Origin of the sequence: Chryseobacterium aurantiacum (assembly GCF_003020585.1) — a bacterium.
GTDB classification, from domain to species: domain Bacteria; phylum Bacteroidota; class Bacteroidia; order Flavobacteriales; family Weeksellaceae; genus Chryseobacterium; species Chryseobacterium aurantiacum.
On record NZ_PXUE01000001.1, the window covers coordinates 969,586 to 986,380 of the forward strand.

Consider the following 16,795-nt stretch of genomic DNA (forward strand, 5'->3'; position numbering starts at 1 on the left):
AAAACCTTCCGGATTTTCGGAAGGTTTTTTATTTTTGAACTATGAATATAGAACAATTTTATCCTTTATTTTTGAAGGCCGATAAAGTAACAATCGATAGCAGAAAAATAGGCAAAAATGATATCTTTTTTGCTTTCTCCGGTGATAACTTTAATGCAGCAACATTGGCGGAAAAAGCCATTGATGAGGGTGCCCTGGCTGTAATTGTTGAACAATCTGAATTTGAAAATAAAACAAGGAATATTTTCTATGTTCCCTCAACTCTTGAATTTCTACAGCAATTGGCCATCCACCATAGAAGTCTGCTTAAAATTCCTTTTATTGGACTTACAGGAAGCAATGGTAAGACGACTACCAAGGAACTGATCCATGCTGTGCTTTCAGAAAAGTTTAATGTACAGTACACCTCAGGAAATTTGAATAACCATATTGGGGTTCCTCTTACGATTCTTTCCATCAAGCCAGAACATGAAATGGCTGTGATAGAAATGGGAGCAAATCATCAGAAAGAAATAGAATTCCTTTGTACAATTTCAAAACCTGATTTCGGATATATTACAAACTTTGGAAAAGCCCATCTGGAAGGCTTTGGAGGATTTGAAGGAGTGATTAAAGGAAAGTCTGAATTGTATGCTTACCTTAAAGATAATCATCAAACCATTTTAGTTAATGAAAATGACCCTATTCAGGTTGAAAAAACAGAGGGTTATTCTCCTGCCATTACATTTGGAAAAGAAAGTGCAGACTATAACTTTGAAGCATTTTCAGAAGACCATTTTGTAGGGTTGATCTATCAGGGTGAAAAGGCAGTATCAAAATTAACCGGAGAATATAACTTTACAAATCTTTGTGCTGCAGCAAGTCTTGGACTTCACTTCGGAATAAGCTTTGAAGAAATAAAGGATGCTGTAGAAAAGTATACGCCTACCAATATGCGTTCGCAGGTTGTAAAGAAAGAAGACAGAACACTAGTACTGGATACCTATAATGCTAATCCAAGTTCCATGACTGCTTCATTAAATAATTTTATCACTTTTGAGGGGGCTAAAACCATTATTATTGGTGATATGCTGGAATTGGGTGCGGAGAGTGAAAAAGAGCACCAAAACATCCTTAATCTTGCTCAGGAGCTTAAATTTAATGAAATTATTACAGTAGGAAAATACTTTAAGGCCATTAATCCATCAAACCTTGCTTTTGAAAGTACATCTGCTTTGATTGAATATCTTCAACAACATAAAATTCAATCAGAAAATATACTATTGAAAGGATCAAGAGGAATAGCTCTGGAAAAGGTAATAGAGTTTATTTAGCCTTTGAAGCCCAGAACTCCTTTACAATAAGTTTAATATTCTGGAATGTGCTTGGGAAAACTTCATCTTCAATCTGAGTGGTGTTTTTCCAGGCAACTTCAGTAATGCCTTCTTCTATCTGTGGTTTTGAAGTGTCTTCTCCATCGAAATTCATTTCAAACCAATGGGTGCATTTCAGGATTTTATCTCCGTTTCTTTCAATGTAGATATGGTAAGTGGTATTAATAAACTCCATAAGCTCTACATCTACCAGTCCGGTTTCTTCTTCAATTTCCCTTACTGCAGATTCTTCTCTGGATTCTCCTTTCTCCATTTTTCCTTTGGGAAGATCCCATTTACCCAGTCTTTTGATGAAAAGAATTTCTCCTTCAGGATTATTCACAAGCCCGCCGGCAGCTTCTATTATTCTGAACAGCTTTTGAAACTCTTGCCAGATCTCATCAATATTCTCACCAAAAACGTTAAGTTCCTTTACAGAAGTATTCTCCAGAAGATCCAATGCAATCTCTAAAGTCGTGAAACTTTCATACTCAAGGTTTTTTTCAAGTTCCTCGGAATGCTTAGATATCAATAATTTTTTTTCGTTCACAAAAACTTTATACATTTCTAATATTTATTGAGGATGTTGATAATCAGTGGGTTGAGTTTTGCAAGGACATAGAGATAGGTCTGTATCCCAGTGTATTTTACCTTTTTTTTACTACAATATCTTCGCAAATATATAAAATAAAGCACAATATGTTTTGCTTAAGAGCTTTATTTTTGCCATCTATTGCGGGTTTTAAGAGATTTGATATTATGAATCGATGTTCTCGTTATTATCTGTTCTTTCAATCTTATAATATAATACATCTTCATTAATCATAAAATGATAAGTAAGATGATCATCCGTATTGAAAGAGGCCATATAGGTATCCAGATCATCTATATTGTGACTTTGTAAAAATTTGATGGCTTCATTGTAGTCATTAAACTTGTTTTTCTGTCCTTGAACAACCACATTTATTTCAACCAGCTTTAATTTGTCCGAGTAATATTTTACAATATTATACCAGTTTTTACTTGTATATTGTTTGTCCAGCTTGTCTCCACTATAAAAAGTGATATAACCTACCGAATCATTATCCTCTGTTTCATGGAAAGTGAGATAGTAATATTTGTTAATCTGAACAGACTTGGTACTTATTCCAAAAGAGTCCTCTTCAATCTTCTTTTTTTGCTTGAAGCTTTTTAGTATATTATTTATAGGAGCTCCTATTTTAGATTTATACTTTTCTACATCAAGATAGGTTTGAGAAAAAGAATACACGGGAATAAAAAGTAGTAGAGTAATTAAGAATTTATACAGACTTCTGTTTTTTTTCATGATTTAATTGAATTCTCGATTATTATTTAGTTTTTTAAGTTTCTCAGGATGCTTAGGTATTAATAATTTTTTTTCGTTCGAAAAACTTTATACATTTGTAAGAAGTAAGAAACTAAAAACAAAAATAAAAAATGAATTTAGAAGGACGAAAAATTATTGTCAATAAATCATCTAAAGAGCTGTCGGAATTATTGAAAACGCCTGAAAATTACAAAGATTTTATGCCAGACGGTCTTCAAAAATTTGAAACAAGAGATAATGGCTTTAAGTTTGGGTTACAGGGGATGCCGGAAATTGCATTGAAAATAGATGAGGTGACTGAGCAAAAAGCTATTTTGAAGTCTGCAAGCTCAAGCTTGGATTTTTCATTAACAGCAACTTTAAATCCTATCAATGAGAACCAGACTGAGGTTCAGATGTTGTTTGAAGGGAAATTTAATCCATTTATCAAAATGATGGTAGAAAAACCATTACAGAACTTTATCAATACATTGACAGATAAGATCGAAGCTTATAAATAATAAATAAAAACCTTCATGAAAATGAAGGTTTTTTTATGCTGTCCATTTACTTGTTAAGCGATTAGTCCCGAGCTATGGTCGGAAGTGCTTCCTGTAGCTGAAGATAAGACATTTACTTCGTTGTTTATTTTCAAGACACCCATGAATGCAAAGATCAGAGCCTCCTTATAATCAATGATTTCCTTTTCAGGAATGATGATCTCCGATTTTGTTTTTGCCTTTATTTTTTCTATTAAAAAGGTGTTATAAGCGCCACCTCCGGTTATCAGTACATCTTTAATGTTATATTTATTGAGGGTATTTGAAATTTGCTGAGCAATATGTTCTGTAAAAGTAGCAAGCGCCTCAAAAGGTTCTTTATTGTCAAGCAATGGAAATATATGCTGATTACACCATTCTATGCCCAACGATTTTGGATGAGATTGTTGATAGAAATCAAGGGAATTAAGCTGGCTGAGTAAACCTTCATTTATTTTTCCCTGTCTGGCAAGATCCCCATTTTCATCAAAGCCTTTATTGAGTTGCCTCGCCAATGTATTCAGAATAATATTAACGGGAGCAATATCAAAAGCAATCCTTTTATCATTGTCTTGTAAGGAAATATTTGAAAATCCGCCCAGATTAAGGCATGCTCCATACTCTGAAAAAAGCAGCTCATCACCAATAGGTACCAAAGGTGCCCCGTTTCCTTTCATTAAAACATCCTGACTTCTGAAATCATAGATAACAGGTAAATTCGTTTCCAGCTTAATGGCTCTGCCGTCTCCGATCTGAAGCGTAAATTTTCTTTGAGGCTGATGAAAAACCGTATGGCCATGAGATGAAATCATGTCGATATTTTCAAGCTGATGTCTTTCAATAAATTCCGATACCTGTTGCCCCAAATAGAAACCATACTCCGAATGGAGTTCCAAAAGATCATCTATGGGAATGTGAATAGAGTTTCTAAGTTTATCCTCCCAATCAGTAGAATAGGGCAGGGTATTGGTGTTCAGGATCTCAAAGGTCCATTTATCTTGTTTCTTAAATTCTGCAAGACAAATATCCAAGCCATCCAGACTTGTTCCAGACATAAGCCCGATAACCCGAAATTTCATGATTAAGGAGTCGTTTTTTTATTTTCAGAAAGTCGTTTTGAACTAAAATCTCCTGAGTTATTGTAAAAGGTATATTCAGAGAAATCATCTTTGGCAGTCATTCCATTGGCTCCTACCAAAGTAGAACCGTCTTCCATGGTCACATAAACTGTATCCTTCGTATAGATTCTATTTTTCTTTTGATCCCAATAGATACTTTGCATGGCAAATCTTTGCCCTTCATTGGTCTTGATTCTTACATCGCCCTTGGCCTCATAGAATTTTTTATATTCAAAAATGCGGGCATATTTGGCTGTGATTCTCCCCGGAATCTTGGGCTTCTTCTTATCGAAAAACTCAATATCTATTCCTTTTCTGGCTACCACATATGGACTGTCTATCAGTTCATATTTTTCAATAATTGGTGCTTTGGCCTTTAAGACTACAAAACCTGAGTCACGTTGTACGATATTGGCATTATTAATGATCTGTGAGGGGAAATTCTTGCTTTTACTGCCTTTATTCTTGGTAAGATCCTCCTCACAGGATATCAATATAAAAAATATAGCACAACTAAAAAGGCATGCTATATTTTTATATACTATTTTTTTTGAAAAGTTCATTCTAGTTATAAAGTGACTTTCTGAACCATTTATCAGCAAAGTTGAAACCGATTTTTAGGTTGATAAAGTTCTGGTTGATAAGATTATCACTAAGAGTTCCTCTCTTACCTAGTTCTACACCAATCTCAAGACCACTCATTCTTGTAATACTACTATTCTTGAATGGAAGCATTACACCTGCTGAAATACCAAATTTATTAATGCTGTTCCCTTCTAATTTCAGATTTCCTCTTTCATAGAAAGCTCCATATCTATAGATTACCCTTGAGAAGTAACTTCTGAAGTTATTATAGTTAGGTAAGTACCATCCTCCGGCAGAAATTCTATAGGTATCCTGGAAGTCAAATGTTCTTCCAAAATAAGAAATATCCTCACCTTTTTTATAGTCAACCTGTCCGGAAACAAACCAATGGTTATCACTTCCATATCCTACCCCTACAGAAGCCTGTAACGGAAGAAGGTTTTTAGATTTTGTTTCTTTACGTTCCAGAATACTCTCATCAACTTTAGTTCCTGCTGCATCTGCGTATCTATAGGTACTGTTGATGTATTCAGTGGTCATGTTGCTCGTGTTCCCGAAAGTAGCTGTAGCTCCTATCGTTAACTTTTTATCCGTACGTGTATTTAAAGTCTGGTAGCTGGTACCCAATGTAAAGTTAAAGTTTCTGACTCTGTTTTTCGTTTCATATCCGTTGATGTACTCAGAATATGAAGTACGAAACTCATTAAGGTCATATAAATCTCCAAAATAAAGATTGGCTCTTGCCCCTACAGATAATTCCTGATTAATCTTATAAGAAACGGCAACTGCTGCAGTATTCAAGGTACCACTTCCTTTAAAAGCGTTGTAGTATGTAGTACCGCTCGATGCAACCTCCTGAGTTGCTATATCATAACTTTTTGAACTATAAGGCTGATAGGAAATCCCCATTTTTACCCTTGAAGAGATAGGAAATGCCAAAGCAATATTAGAAAGGTAAGTTGAATGCTTTGTAGATTTCATATCGTTATAATTCGATTTGAAATAATTGTTTTCGTTGGTTGCCTCCAGTTTTATACTCGTAAGCTCGAAATTGGTGTTGTTTGCAGGGTTTGCAAAGTTGAAACTACTCGTAAAGTCACTTATATAAGCAGTAGATATACCTCCCATGGAAGCAGTTTCGATCGTATTATCATATTTTACATCTCCAATTCCATATGTTGCATAAGGCGAGTTACTTAGACTCTGTGCATTAAGGAAATATCCAACCGATATGAATGATACTACAAAGATTTTTTTCATTCTTTATTTTTAAAACAATGCGCAAATATCTTAAATATTAATGAATTGTAAAAATTATATGTGGTTAAAGTTTGTTAAGGGCCTTTCTTTAAGAGAAAAATGCAATTTTTTATTCAGAAAAATAATAATTCTATTATAGAAAAAAGACCGCTTATATTTCTACAACGGTCTTTTTTTTAGTAACAGGGTTTATAGAATTATTTCACCTGAAGAACAGAACGGCTATGGCTAAAACTTTCAAAACTGAATTTTCCATGATATTTTCCCATTCCTGAAGTTCCCACCCCTCCAAAAGGTAAATAATGAGAACCTACATGAATAATAGTACTGTTGATTTCTGCGTCACCACTTGTTGTATGGCTTAAAATATGATCTGCAAATTCCTGATTTTCCGTAAAAACATATAAAGCCAATGGCTTAGGACGGTTATTGATTTCTTCCAGAGCCTCATTGATGTCATGATAAGTCATAATAGGGAGGATGGGCCCGAAAATCTCCTGCTGCATTACCTGATCATCCCAGGTGATATGATCCATCAAAGTTGCTTCAAAATGACGGGTTTCAAGATCATAATTTCCCCCATAGATCACTTTTTCAGGAGCTGCTTCCAGATATCCGGCCAGATTCTTAATTTGATTCTGACTCACAATCTTTCCTATTTTTCCTAAAGATTCATCATTGTAAACAGTTTTTAAATGAGCCTTGAATTTCTCAATAAAAGTATTTTTTACAGATTCATGAATATAGATATAGTCTGGAGCAACGCATGTTTGTCCACAGTTAATCCATTTTCCGTAGGATATTCTTTCCACCGCCTTATCAAGGTCGGCATCTTCGTGAACAATGGTTGGCGACTTTCCTCCCAGCTCTAGAGCTAAAGGAATCAATTGTTCTGCAGCAGCTTTCATGACAATTTTTCCCACATTTGGGCTTCCGGTAAAGAAGATATAATCAAAAGGAAGACTTAATAAGAGTGTATTTTCTTCAATAGCTCCTTGAATTACTGCAACATAAGACTCTTCAAAAGATTCTTTCACAATTTTTTCCAGGATTTTGGCAACATGAGGAGTATTTTCTGATGGTTTTAGGATAGCTGTATTTCCCGCAATCAACGCTCCGATTAATGGACTGAATGTCAACTGCACAGGATAGTTAAAAGGTCCGATAATATAGTTCACCCCATACGGCTCATACATGATTTTACTTATAACTTCAGCTCCGGACGGATGTGGTTTTGATGGTACAGAAGTAGGTTGAGCCCATTCATCTATATTTTCCAGAAAATAATCCAGCTCGCTGATGACGATTTGAATTTCCACATATTCAGCTTCTTTTCGGCTTTTACCCAAATCGATAAACAAAGCTTCACAAAGTGCATCCGTATGATTTAAAAATACCTCACGGAATTTTCTTAAACTGGATTTTCGGAATTCTATATCTTTCGTTTGATTGGTTTTGAAAAAAGCTTTCTGCTGCTGGAAAACCGCTCTTATTTTCTCTTCGGATTCTTTATTCATTTTTAATTTATTTTGATGATTAAAATTGGCTAAATTCTTATCGTTAAGTTAGATTAAAATTAGCAATGCAAATGTATTTCCAAAAAATTAAATTGTGCACAATTTAATTTCAAATTTATTCTAATTAGATTATTGATGTTTCCTATAATAGGGTTTGGAGAACCTTAAAATAGATGCAAAGGATTTTTATGACAGATTAAACAGACTTAATTTATAAATTGAAATAAGATTTTTTATCTTTGGAACATGAATTGGGAGAACATCGCCGGACAGGAAAACCTGAAAAGACTTCTTAAAGAAAGTATCACCGAAAACAGAGTGAGCCACGCCCAACTTTTTGTAGGAAAAGAGGGGTATGGAACATTACCAATGGTTTTGGCCTATGCGAAAGAAATTTTGAACCAGGAAAATGAGCATGCTGCTTCAAAAGTGGAGCATCTTAATCATCTTGATCTTCACTTTAGTTTTCCGGTTTTTACGGACAACAAAAATTCATTAAGCAAAAATAAATTCGAAGAGTTTAGGGAAATGATTTTAGCATCTCCCTATGCAAGTTATGATGACTGGACTGCTTTTTTAGAGTCCGAAAACAAACAGCTTTTCATTTCGGCAGATGAAGTTGATGATCAGAACCAAAAATTTGCTCTAAAAAGCTTTGAAGGAGGAACCAAGATGCTCATCGTATGGAGAGCAGATAAAATGAATGTGGCTGCTTCCAACAAGTTTCTAAAGTTTCTGGAAGAACCCCCTGCAAAAACCATCATTCTTCTTACCGCAGAAAATACCAATGATATTCTTCCTACCATCCTTTCCAGAACCCAGATTGTAGAGGTTCCTAGAATTCATGATGAAGACCTTGGGGATTATCTAAAAAAGAATTTTTCTGTTTCTGAGGAAAAAGTAAAAGAGATTGTTCATGAAGCACAGGGAAATCTGAATGAAGCTATAAAACTGCTGAATTCAGGAGATAAGAGCAATGAGTTTGAAAAATTATTTGTACAATGGGTTCGTGATGCCTTTATGGTAAAAAAGAAACCAGAATACCTTAGAAGCATTATTTTCTGGGCAAGAGAAATTGCAGGCTGGAACAGGGAAAAACAAAAGAATTTTTTAAACTACTGTTCTGAGATTTTCAGACTAGCTCTTCTTCAGAATTATCAATCCGAAAATTTGGTCTATAAAAAGATCAATGCCAACGGATTCAACTGGGCCGGTTTTTCAAAATTTATCAGTGGAGCGAATATTGAAAGTATTCTGGAAGAAATCAATACTGCAGATCTTCATCTTACCAGAAATGGAAATCCTAAAATAGTCTGGACTGACCTTGGTATAAAGCTATCGAGATATATTCATAAAAGCACTTAATAAAAAACTCCGGAACATTTCCGGAGTTTTTTTCTTTATAGATATAGTTATTTTAAACTGCCTTTTTTTCCTTTACAGTCTTTTTATCTTTTGCCTTAGGAGTATTTTCTGCTGTTTTCATCTTGGCATCACAGCCTTTATGATGAGCATCAGAACACGCTTTTTTATCTTTTACAGAACATTCTTTCTTATCCTTTCCTGCACAACATCCGCCCTCTTTTGGCTTTTCCTGCGCATAAGTAAATGTAAATAAGCCAATGGCCAGAACTGAAATTATTTTTTTCATGATCTTAAATTTTTAAAGTAGATAAAAATAATATTTTTTTTGAATTGTTTTAGAATGTTCAAATAATTTTTGAAATAACCTTCATTATTCCTGTTAAAGATGACTTTTTATATGACTTCTTTACTCTTTCATAGAGGCTGTCTTTTATTCTTGATAAATTAAATCAATCTTAAAAAACCAATCAAACGTTTGATTCAGTTAAAAACTTATGTAAATTTGCGCCCTGAAAAATGGACACTGACATGATTTCAAAAGAAGAAAATATATTGTTTGCAGCTGAAAAGCTCTTTGCTGAAAAGGGTTTTGATGGAACTTCCACAAGAGAAATTGCAAAAATGGCTAATGTAAACATCTCTATGATTTCGTATTATTTTGGTTCTAAGGAAAAACTTTATGAAAAATTGGTTGAATACAGGATGAATGAGGGACAGTTTTTTTCAAAGGATATTGTAGAGAGAACTGACCTTAATGAATGGCAGAAAATTGAGAAAATAATAGACCAGTTTTCCAATAGAATAAGAACCCAGAAATGCTTTTACAGGATTATGCAGAGAGAACAGCTTCATGCAGAGAATCCTCAGATTGTAGCATTTTTAAAGGAAACCAAAATGTCTTTCCTTTCCATGTATTCCCGAATATTGGAAAGTGGACTGAAAAGTGGTGTTTTTACCAAAAATCCTCCTATTTATCTATTGCATTCTACTATAAGCGGAACTTTATTCTATGCATTCAATGCCAAGGAAATGTATAAGGAATTCCTTAATGATACAGCAGAAGATGATGTTTTTGACGAAACATATTATACCGAACTTAATAAACATATAAAACATTTACTAAAAGACCTTTTAGGTTATGAAGAGAATAAATAACTCAGTGATTGCATTATCACTATTCGTAGGAATAGCAAATGCAAATGCTCAGGAGAAGAAAAACCTTTCTCTTGACGAAGCTGTGCAGCTGGGAATCCAGAACAGCAAGAATCTCAAGATCGATGCAGCCAAGATCGAAGAGGCTACAGCTAATCTTCTGGAAGCTAAAAATAAACAGCTACCGGAATTGAAAGTGTCAGGTAGCTATATGTACCTTCCGATAAAGCCCAATGTAGATATTAAACTTCCCGGGGTATCAGGTGGAGCAGGAGGGCCAGAGGTACATCAGGTGCTTTATGGTTCTGCAAATCTTAGTGTACCTATTTACAGCGGAGGAAGAATCAAGTATGGTATCCAATCTGCAAAATATCTGGTAGAAGCTTCAAAATTAAGTACGGAGAATGACAAGATTGCCATTGCTTATAATGTAGCTCAGGCTTATAATAATTTGTTTAAAGCTAACCAGTCTATTAAGGTTTTTGAAGAAAATCTTTCCGCTTCACAAAAGAGAGATGAAACTTTCCTTAAAATGGAGAATAATGGATTAATTGCCAGAAACGACAGATTAAAGGCAAATCTCCAGACTTCAAACATTGAACTTCAATTATTGGAAGCCAAGAATAATTACAATATTGCCAATATCAATATGGATCTGTTATTAGGACTTCCTGAAACCACAGAAATTGATGTAGACCAAAATTATATTGAAGAAGGTTCGGAGGTGAAACCTGTTGACTTTTATGTGAATGAAGCCAGAGAAAACCGTAAGGATCTACAGGCCTTGGCACAACAAAGAAAGGCTGCTGAGTTGGGAACAAAGTCTGCAAAGGCAGAGAACCTTCCCTCACTGGCATTTACCGGAGGATATGTAGCAGCAGATATTCCTAAGTTTCTTACTATTTACAATGCTGTGAATGTAGGAGTTGGGATTTCTTATAATTTATCCAACATCTGGAAAGAAAATTCATCATTAAAGCAGTCTCAGGCTAGAGAAAAGGAATTAGCCGCTACAGATGAATTACTGAATGACAACATTAAGCTTGATGTAAACAGAGAATATCAAAACACAGATTACTCTAAAAAAAGAATAGCTGTTTTTGAAAAATCTGCTGAGCAGGCTAACGAAAATTTCAGAATCACAAAAAATAAATATGATAACGGTCTTGCTACCATGACGGAACTATTGGATGCAGACGCCGCTCAGATTGGAGCCAACGTAGGGGTAATCAATGCAAAAGCAGATGCAGCGCTGGCCTACAGAAAACTATTACAAACAACAGGAACTTTAACAATTAAATAATCAGATCGAAACCAAAATGGAAAATAATAATACACAGGCAGTTGAACCTAAAAAGAAAAAAAGCTTAGTTTTTCCTATCATTTTAGCAGCTGTAGTAATTGGAGGAGGTATTTATGGTTATAGAGCCTATACCTACGGACAATATCATGAAGAGACTGATGATGCTCAAATTGCATCAAATATGGCTCCCGTAATTTCTAAAATCTCCGGATATGTAGCGGAGGTAAAAGTAAAGGATAATCAGTTTGTAAAGAAAGGTGATACTTTGGTTATTTTAGATAACAGAGATCAGAAAATGGCCCTTGAACAGTCTCAGGCAGCTTTAGCCACAGCAAAAAGCAATATTTCTACAGCTGAAGCAACTACCACAGCAACTTCCAAAAATATTAACAGCTCTCAGGCAGCAGTAGCAGTAGCAAATGCACAGATTGAAGCAGCAAAGGTAAATGTATGGAAAACGTCACAAGATCTGAAAAGATATGCTAATCTGGTAAAAGATCATTCTATTACAGAGCAGCAATATGAGCAGGCATTGGCAGCCAAACAGTCAGCTGATAAACAGTTTCAGGTATTGGTAGATCAAAGAAACCAAATTGCCCAGCAAACGACCATCGCTTCTTCACAGACAGCAGCAAGCTCTCAGCAGATCAGCGTAGCAAGTTCTACTGCAAAACAAAGAGAAGTAGATGTAGAAAACGCGAAACTAAATCTATCATACACTGTAATCTTGGCGCCAGAAGACGGATATGTAGGGAAAGTATCTACACAGGCTGGACAATATCTTCAGGCAGGATCACAGTTATTTGCTTTGGTTAAAAATGACCAGAAATGGGTAGTGGCTAATTTTAAGGAAACGCAGGTAGATAAAATGGTGGAAGGACAAAAAGTAAAAATTGAAATTGACGCTTTCCCTGATAAAGAATTTGAAGGAGTGGTGAGTTCATTCTCTCCGGCTACCGGTGCTACTTTCTCCATTCTTCCTCCTGATAATGCGAGTGGTAACTTCGTAAAAGTAGTTCAGAGACTTCCTGTAAAAGTAGATTTTGTAAACCTTGATAAAAATATTGCAAAAAGACTAAGAACAGGGATGAATGTGAAAGCAGAAGTTTCTTTGAAATAGCATGCATGTATTGAGGTGAAATGTATGAACAATTGATTTAAAAATTAAGCCGAAGACGGTTAATTCCCGGATATAAGCACAATTTGAATCATCAATACATTTTACATTGTACATTTTACAAAATTTTTACATCAATACATTGTACAAAAAATTATGCAAGAATCATTAGTAGAATATGGAGCCCGAAGAGTGATCATTACGATCACGGCAATTCTTTGTGCTCTTCTTGAGATTGTGGACTCCACGATTGTGAATGTTGCCCTTAATGAAATGAAAGGGAACCTAGGAGCTACACTTTCAGAAGTGGGTTGGGTGATTACCGCCTATGCGATTGGAAATGTAATTGTTGTTCCAATGACCAGCTGGCTTTCACAGCAGTTTGGACGTAGAAATTATTTTGCAGCTTCCATTATCATATTTACGATATTTTCATTCTTATGCGGAAATGCTACAAATATCTGGGAACTGGTGTTCTTCAGACTCATGCAGGGAATTGGTGGTGGAGCACTTCTGGTAACATCGCAGACCATCATTACGGAATCTTATCCGATTGAAAAAAGAAGTATGGCACAAGCCATTTATGGATTAGGAGTAATTATCGGACCAACATTAGGACCGCCATTGGGAGGGTATATTGTTGACAACTATAGCTGGCCGTATATTTTCTATATCAATATTCCTATTGGGATAGCAGCAACTTTAATGACGCTTCAGTTTGTAAGAAGTCCGAAATATGCTGAAAAACGTAGGGTTTCAGATGTTGACTGGCTGGGAATTGCCTTATTGGCCTTAACCGTTGGTTCATTGCAGTTTATTCTGGAAAGAGGGCATGAGGAAGATTGGTTTGAAAGTGGAATGATTGTAACATTTACAACAACTGCCATCTTAGGATTTATATTATTCCTCTGGCGTGAACTTACTTTCAAATATCCGATTGTGGAACTCCGGGTATTGAAAAATGGAAACTTAAGAATCGGAACGGTGATGTCGTTTGTGTTAGGATTTGGGTTGTATGGGTCAACATTTATCGTTCCGCTTTATACACAGAGTATTTTGGGATGGACGGCCCTTCAGTCGGGAGCATTGATGATTCCGGCAGCTTTAACAACAGCGTTCATGATGCCAATTATCGGGAAATTGTTGACGAGAGGAGCCAAGCAGCAGATATTGGTTTCCCTGGGGTTATTCATCTTCTTTGTTTATAGTTTCTGGGGATACAAAATTCTGACTCCTGATACCAGTAAAGATGCATTTTTCTGGATGCTTATTGTAAGAGGAGCCGGTTTGGGACTATTGTTTATTCCAATTACCTCTCTCTCATTAAGTACACTGAAAGGGCAGGAAATTGGTCAGGGAGCAGCCTTTACAGGAATGATGAGGCAGCTGGGAGGATCCTTTGGGATTGCAGCAATCACAACCTTTATAGCCAATGCAGGACAGAAATACAGGAATAACCTGATTTCTCATCTTGATGAAAATAGCTTTGAAGTTCAGCAAAGGCTTGCTGCATTAAAGGCAAACTTTATAGCCAAAGGAATGACTCCGGATGCTGCAATGAATGCCGCCTATAAGATGCTTGACCTATCTGTAACGAAGCAGGCAACCGTATTATCCTATATGGATGTATTTCTTTACCTCGGGGTAATATTCTTAGTATGTATTCCGTTTATCTTATTTATAAAAGAAAGAAAAAGTAAAGAAAAAATAGATTTGAGTGAAGCCATGCACTAAATTTTAATAAAAACCTCCGAAAATATCGGAGGTTTTTTTTGTATTAAAATGATCATGAAACCGGGTGTATTTTAGGTTTCAATAAGCTTACATTTTTTTAATTATACCCTCACTTACCCGACTATCTTTTTTTATAAATTAATATCACTTATTGGAGAATTTATTTATTTTTTTTAGCTTTACAGTACCAAATGAAAAAAATATGAATAGATTCCCATATCCTTATGATGCCTTTTCAAAAGGTAGAGATTGGAATGTAATATTCCTGCCCCATTTATAAATCAAAATCCAGATTGTACCATAGCTTCAAATGAGCTGTCATACTTGTTTTTATATGAAAGTAAAGACCTATGCTCCTTATTTCCAAATCTGTATAATGGAGTAGGGAACTATAGCTTTTTCTCCATTGCAGGTATTTATTATAAAAAATTTAATAATTGAATTTCATTAAAATGATACTGTATTTTATGATTTAAACCATTTATATCAACTAATAACCAAAACTTTATAAAACTTAAATATGAATCCAACACAACTGCCGGAAACCTTTAGGGCTCTATCAGATTTCAGGAAAAACGATATTTACCTTCCCGAAATGGATCAGGCTCAGATCATATCAGACTTCTTTCCCCAAACCTTTACAGAATTAACCCAGCGGCTTTCCGATATTACCGGAGCCTTTTACGGAGGTTTGCTTAAACAAGCAGGAAAACTATATGGTGCCGAAGCTATTGAACAGCTTTCCAATACCTTTATGTATGATTTAGGATCAAGAATGACCCTGAAAAATCTAGAAACAAAACCCAATTTACAACCAGGGATTCCCGCAGCGGCAAAAATCCTTATAGGAGCAATTTTTACATCCAGTCCCGAATATAATTTTGAATTTAAAGAATTAAATGACCACAGAGTTGAAATGATGATCAAAGGAGTTGATCGTTACCATAAAATCACACAAAGTCTTCAGATCGCAGGACTGCTGAAATGGCCGGTCATAAAACCCTTTGTACAAGGAGTATGCGATACAATGGGGCTGGATGTTTTACTTGAAATGAAAGTCCTGAAGCTGGATCCTGATAGTTCATGTATTTATCAGGTAAATGTGACAGAAAAATAAGATGTTTAAAAATTAAATGATTAAAAATTAGATCATTAAACATCAATAGGAGCGGACTTTAGTCCGCTTTTATAATTAAATAATATCATCCGTATAACTTTATCCAAAACTGAAAAACAGCTGAAAATCATATCTCATACCATTTCTCTGTTGGCAACCGCAAAGACGCAAAAATTCGTTTTCTTCCCTCACCATGTAAAATGTGATAGATAAAAACTTACGTCTTTGCGTTTCCCAACAAATTATATCATGAGATTCAAATCTATCGGATAATTTCCGTCCATTCAATACCACTGATGTCAATCAGTTTCAACGAGTGAATCTCCTCCTTTTGAAGAATGTCAAGAATACTGAAACTAACATCTGCCTTGGCGCCCAACGGAATTATAAGGCTGTGTTTTCCCGGTTTTACCTTGGCGACATAATGATTCTTAATACTTTCTTTAGATAACTTTGACAGTTGTTTTTGATCCAGCTCCTTTAAAATATTTCCGTTTTTATCCAAAAGATGGATGCCAATAAGGAAAGACCCATACACATCTGCACCTTCTGTTCTGTACACCTCAAATTTAAGATCCGAGTTATTGTGTGAAATATTGGAGATTTCAAGCTTTGGCTTCACCGATTTATTATGAAGTGTTCCCCAGACCCCGCCATGAAAATACTGATTGGTGTAAAGAGTAAGACCAAAGATAATTAAAGAACCCGCCAACACGAGTGTTTTAGGCTTTGAAACAGGAAGATCCCCGGATCCCAGCCATTGAAACCACTTTCTTTGGGTGAAACTCTTGTTTTTCTTCATCAGGTAATGGTCCAGAGAATAAGGCCCACTACCCGTAAGAAACAAAACAAAACCTCCTGCAACCCCAAGAACTCCAATTTGCCATTCGTCAAGACATGTGGTACCTAGCCAACCTGAGCCTAATAAAATTCCCATGGCAAGACTGAAGATCCCAATGCTCATCAATCGTGTAAAAAGACCAAGAATGATTAATAATCCTACAATAGCTTCAATAATGGTAAATATCATCATAGACCGCTGCAATGCATCAGGATGGGTTACCAGATATTCTATAACGGGTTTAATTCCTAAGGCATTCGGTAAAAAATGATTGAATTTTTCCCCGATATATCCCTTTTCATCAGGAATAAGCTTGTTTTCAAGGATTAGTCTGCGCCAAAAAGCTGAGAAATAAGTCCATCCGATTACCATTCGGAGGGATAAAGTATATAATCCGGCCAAATCAGAAGACTGGCTGTTTGTAGTATGTTTCATTGAAATTAATATTGTATTATAAAAAACTTGAAT

Annotated in this window: 15 protein-coding genes and 1 pseudogene; 8 read left to right on the top strand and 8 right to left on the bottom strand. The window is 35.4% G+C overall.

The features are described 5' to 3' along the window. The first annotated feature begins 41 nt into the window (after window positions 1–41). Window positions 42–1,313: a UDP-N-acetylmuramoyl-tripeptide--D-alanyl-D-alanine ligase gene (locus C7D53_RS04385; RefSeq protein ID WP_106915148.1), complete on the top strand. Its 1,272-nt coding sequence runs from the start codon at window positions 42–44 to the stop codon at window positions 1,311–1,313. Here the strand turns inward: C7D53_RS04385 and C7D53_RS04390 are convergent. Next, window positions 1,306–1,917: an NUDIX hydrolase gene (locus C7D53_RS04390; RefSeq protein ID WP_106915149.1), complete on the bottom strand. Its 612-nt coding sequence runs from the start codon at window positions 1,915–1,917 to the stop codon at window positions 1,306–1,308. The genes C7D53_RS04385 and C7D53_RS04390 overlap by 8 nt on opposite strands. 192 nt (window positions 1,918–2,109) lie before the next feature. Further along, window positions 2,110–2,679 (bottom strand): hypothetical protein, encoded by a 570-nt coding sequence (locus C7D53_RS04395; RefSeq protein ID WP_106915150.1) that lies wholly within the window; start codon window positions 2,677–2,679, stop codon window positions 2,110–2,112. A gap of 131 nt (window positions 2,680–2,810) precedes the next feature. Here C7D53_RS04395 and C7D53_RS04400 point away from each other — a divergent pair, with 131 nt between their 5' ends. Further along, window positions 2,811–3,200, top strand: coding sequence for an orotate phosphoribosyltransferase (locus C7D53_RS04400; protein ID WP_106915151.1), 390 nt, complete (start codon window positions 2,811–2,813; stop codon window positions 3,198–3,200). Between the two features lie 53 nt (window positions 3,201–3,253). On the opposite strand, the gene C7D53_RS04405 is transcribed toward C7D53_RS04400, so the two are convergent. From C7D53_RS04405 to mdlD, 4 genes and pseudogenes are all read right to left on the bottom strand, one after another. Beyond that, on the bottom strand, window positions 3,254–4,297 hold the full coding sequence (locus tag C7D53_RS04405; RefSeq protein ID WP_106915152.1) for an anhydro-N-acetylmuramic acid kinase: 1,044 nt from the start codon (window positions 4,295–4,297) through the stop codon (window positions 3,254–3,256). A gap of 2 nt (window positions 4,298–4,299) precedes the next feature. Continuing rightward, a complete protein-coding gene (gene lptC / locus C7D53_RS04410) occupies window positions 4,300–4,899 on the bottom strand; it encodes an LPS export ABC transporter periplasmic protein LptC (RefSeq protein WP_106915153.1) in 600 nt (199 codons plus the stop codon). Window position 4,900: 1 nt separating this feature from the next. Continuing rightward, window positions 4,901–6,181: a hypothetical protein gene (locus tag C7D53_RS04415; protein ID WP_106915154.1), complete on the bottom strand. Its 1,281-nt coding sequence runs from the start codon at window positions 6,179–6,181 to the stop codon at window positions 4,901–4,903. Window positions 6,182–6,378: 197 nt separating this feature from the next. Beyond that, window positions 6,379–7,704, bottom strand: a pseudogene (mdlD, locus tag C7D53_RS04420) (NAD(P)-dependent benzaldehyde dehydrogenase MdlD); the annotation flags it as partial. 240 nt (window positions 7,705–7,944) lie between these two features. Here mdlD and C7D53_RS04425 point away from each other — a divergent pair. Then, window positions 7,945–9,063 (top strand): DNA polymerase III subunit, encoded by a 1,119-nt coding sequence (locus C7D53_RS04425; protein ID WP_106915156.1) that lies wholly within the window; start codon window positions 7,945–7,947, stop codon window positions 9,061–9,063. Between the two features lie 52 nt (window positions 9,064–9,115). On the opposite strand, the gene C7D53_RS04430 is transcribed toward C7D53_RS04425, so the two are convergent. Further along, on the bottom strand, window positions 9,116–9,349 hold the full coding sequence (locus tag C7D53_RS04430) for a hypothetical protein (RefSeq protein ID WP_106915157.1): 234 nt from the start codon (window positions 9,347–9,349) through the stop codon (window positions 9,116–9,118). 242 nt (window positions 9,350–9,591) lie between these two features. Between C7D53_RS04430 and C7D53_RS04435 the strand changes: the two genes are divergently transcribed. The 5 genes from C7D53_RS04435 to C7D53_RS04455 all read left to right on the top strand — a co-directional run bounded on the left by C7D53_RS04435 (window position 9,592) and on the right by C7D53_RS04455 (window position 15,486). Continuing rightward, window positions 9,592–10,218 carry a TetR/AcrR family transcriptional regulator gene (locus C7D53_RS04435; RefSeq protein WP_228422174.1) on the top strand — a complete coding sequence of 209 codons (627 nt, stop codon included), beginning with the start codon at window positions 9,592–9,594 and terminating at the stop codon, window positions 10,216–10,218. Beyond that, entirely contained in the window at window positions 10,202–11,518 is a 1,317-nt protein-coding gene (locus tag C7D53_RS04440; RefSeq protein WP_106915158.1) for a TolC family protein, read from the top strand. Before C7D53_RS04435 ends, C7D53_RS04440 begins: the two co-directional genes overlap by 17 nt. A 16-nt stretch (window positions 11,519–11,534) precedes the next feature. Then, window positions 11,535–12,638 (top strand): HlyD family secretion protein, encoded by a 1,104-nt coding sequence (locus tag C7D53_RS04445; RefSeq protein ID WP_106915159.1) that lies wholly within the window; start codon window positions 11,535–11,537, stop codon window positions 12,636–12,638. Window positions 12,639–12,791: 153 nt separating this feature from the next. Then, a complete protein-coding gene (locus C7D53_RS04450) occupies window positions 12,792–14,369 on the top strand; it encodes a DHA2 family efflux MFS transporter permease subunit (RefSeq protein WP_106915160.1) in 1,578 nt (525 codons plus the stop codon). 520 nt (window positions 14,370–14,889) lie between these two features. Continuing rightward, on the top strand, window positions 14,890–15,486 hold the full coding sequence (locus C7D53_RS04455) for a hypothetical protein (protein ID WP_106915161.1): 597 nt from the start codon (window positions 14,890–14,892) through the stop codon (window positions 15,484–15,486). Window positions 15,487–15,748: 262 nt separating this feature from the next. On the opposite strand, the gene C7D53_RS04460 is transcribed toward C7D53_RS04455, so the two are convergent. Then, entirely contained in the window at window positions 15,749–16,762 is a 1,014-nt protein-coding gene (locus tag C7D53_RS04460) for a TQO small subunit DoxD (protein WP_106915162.1), read from the bottom strand. Between the last annotated feature and the right edge of the window lie 33 nt (window positions 16,763–16,795).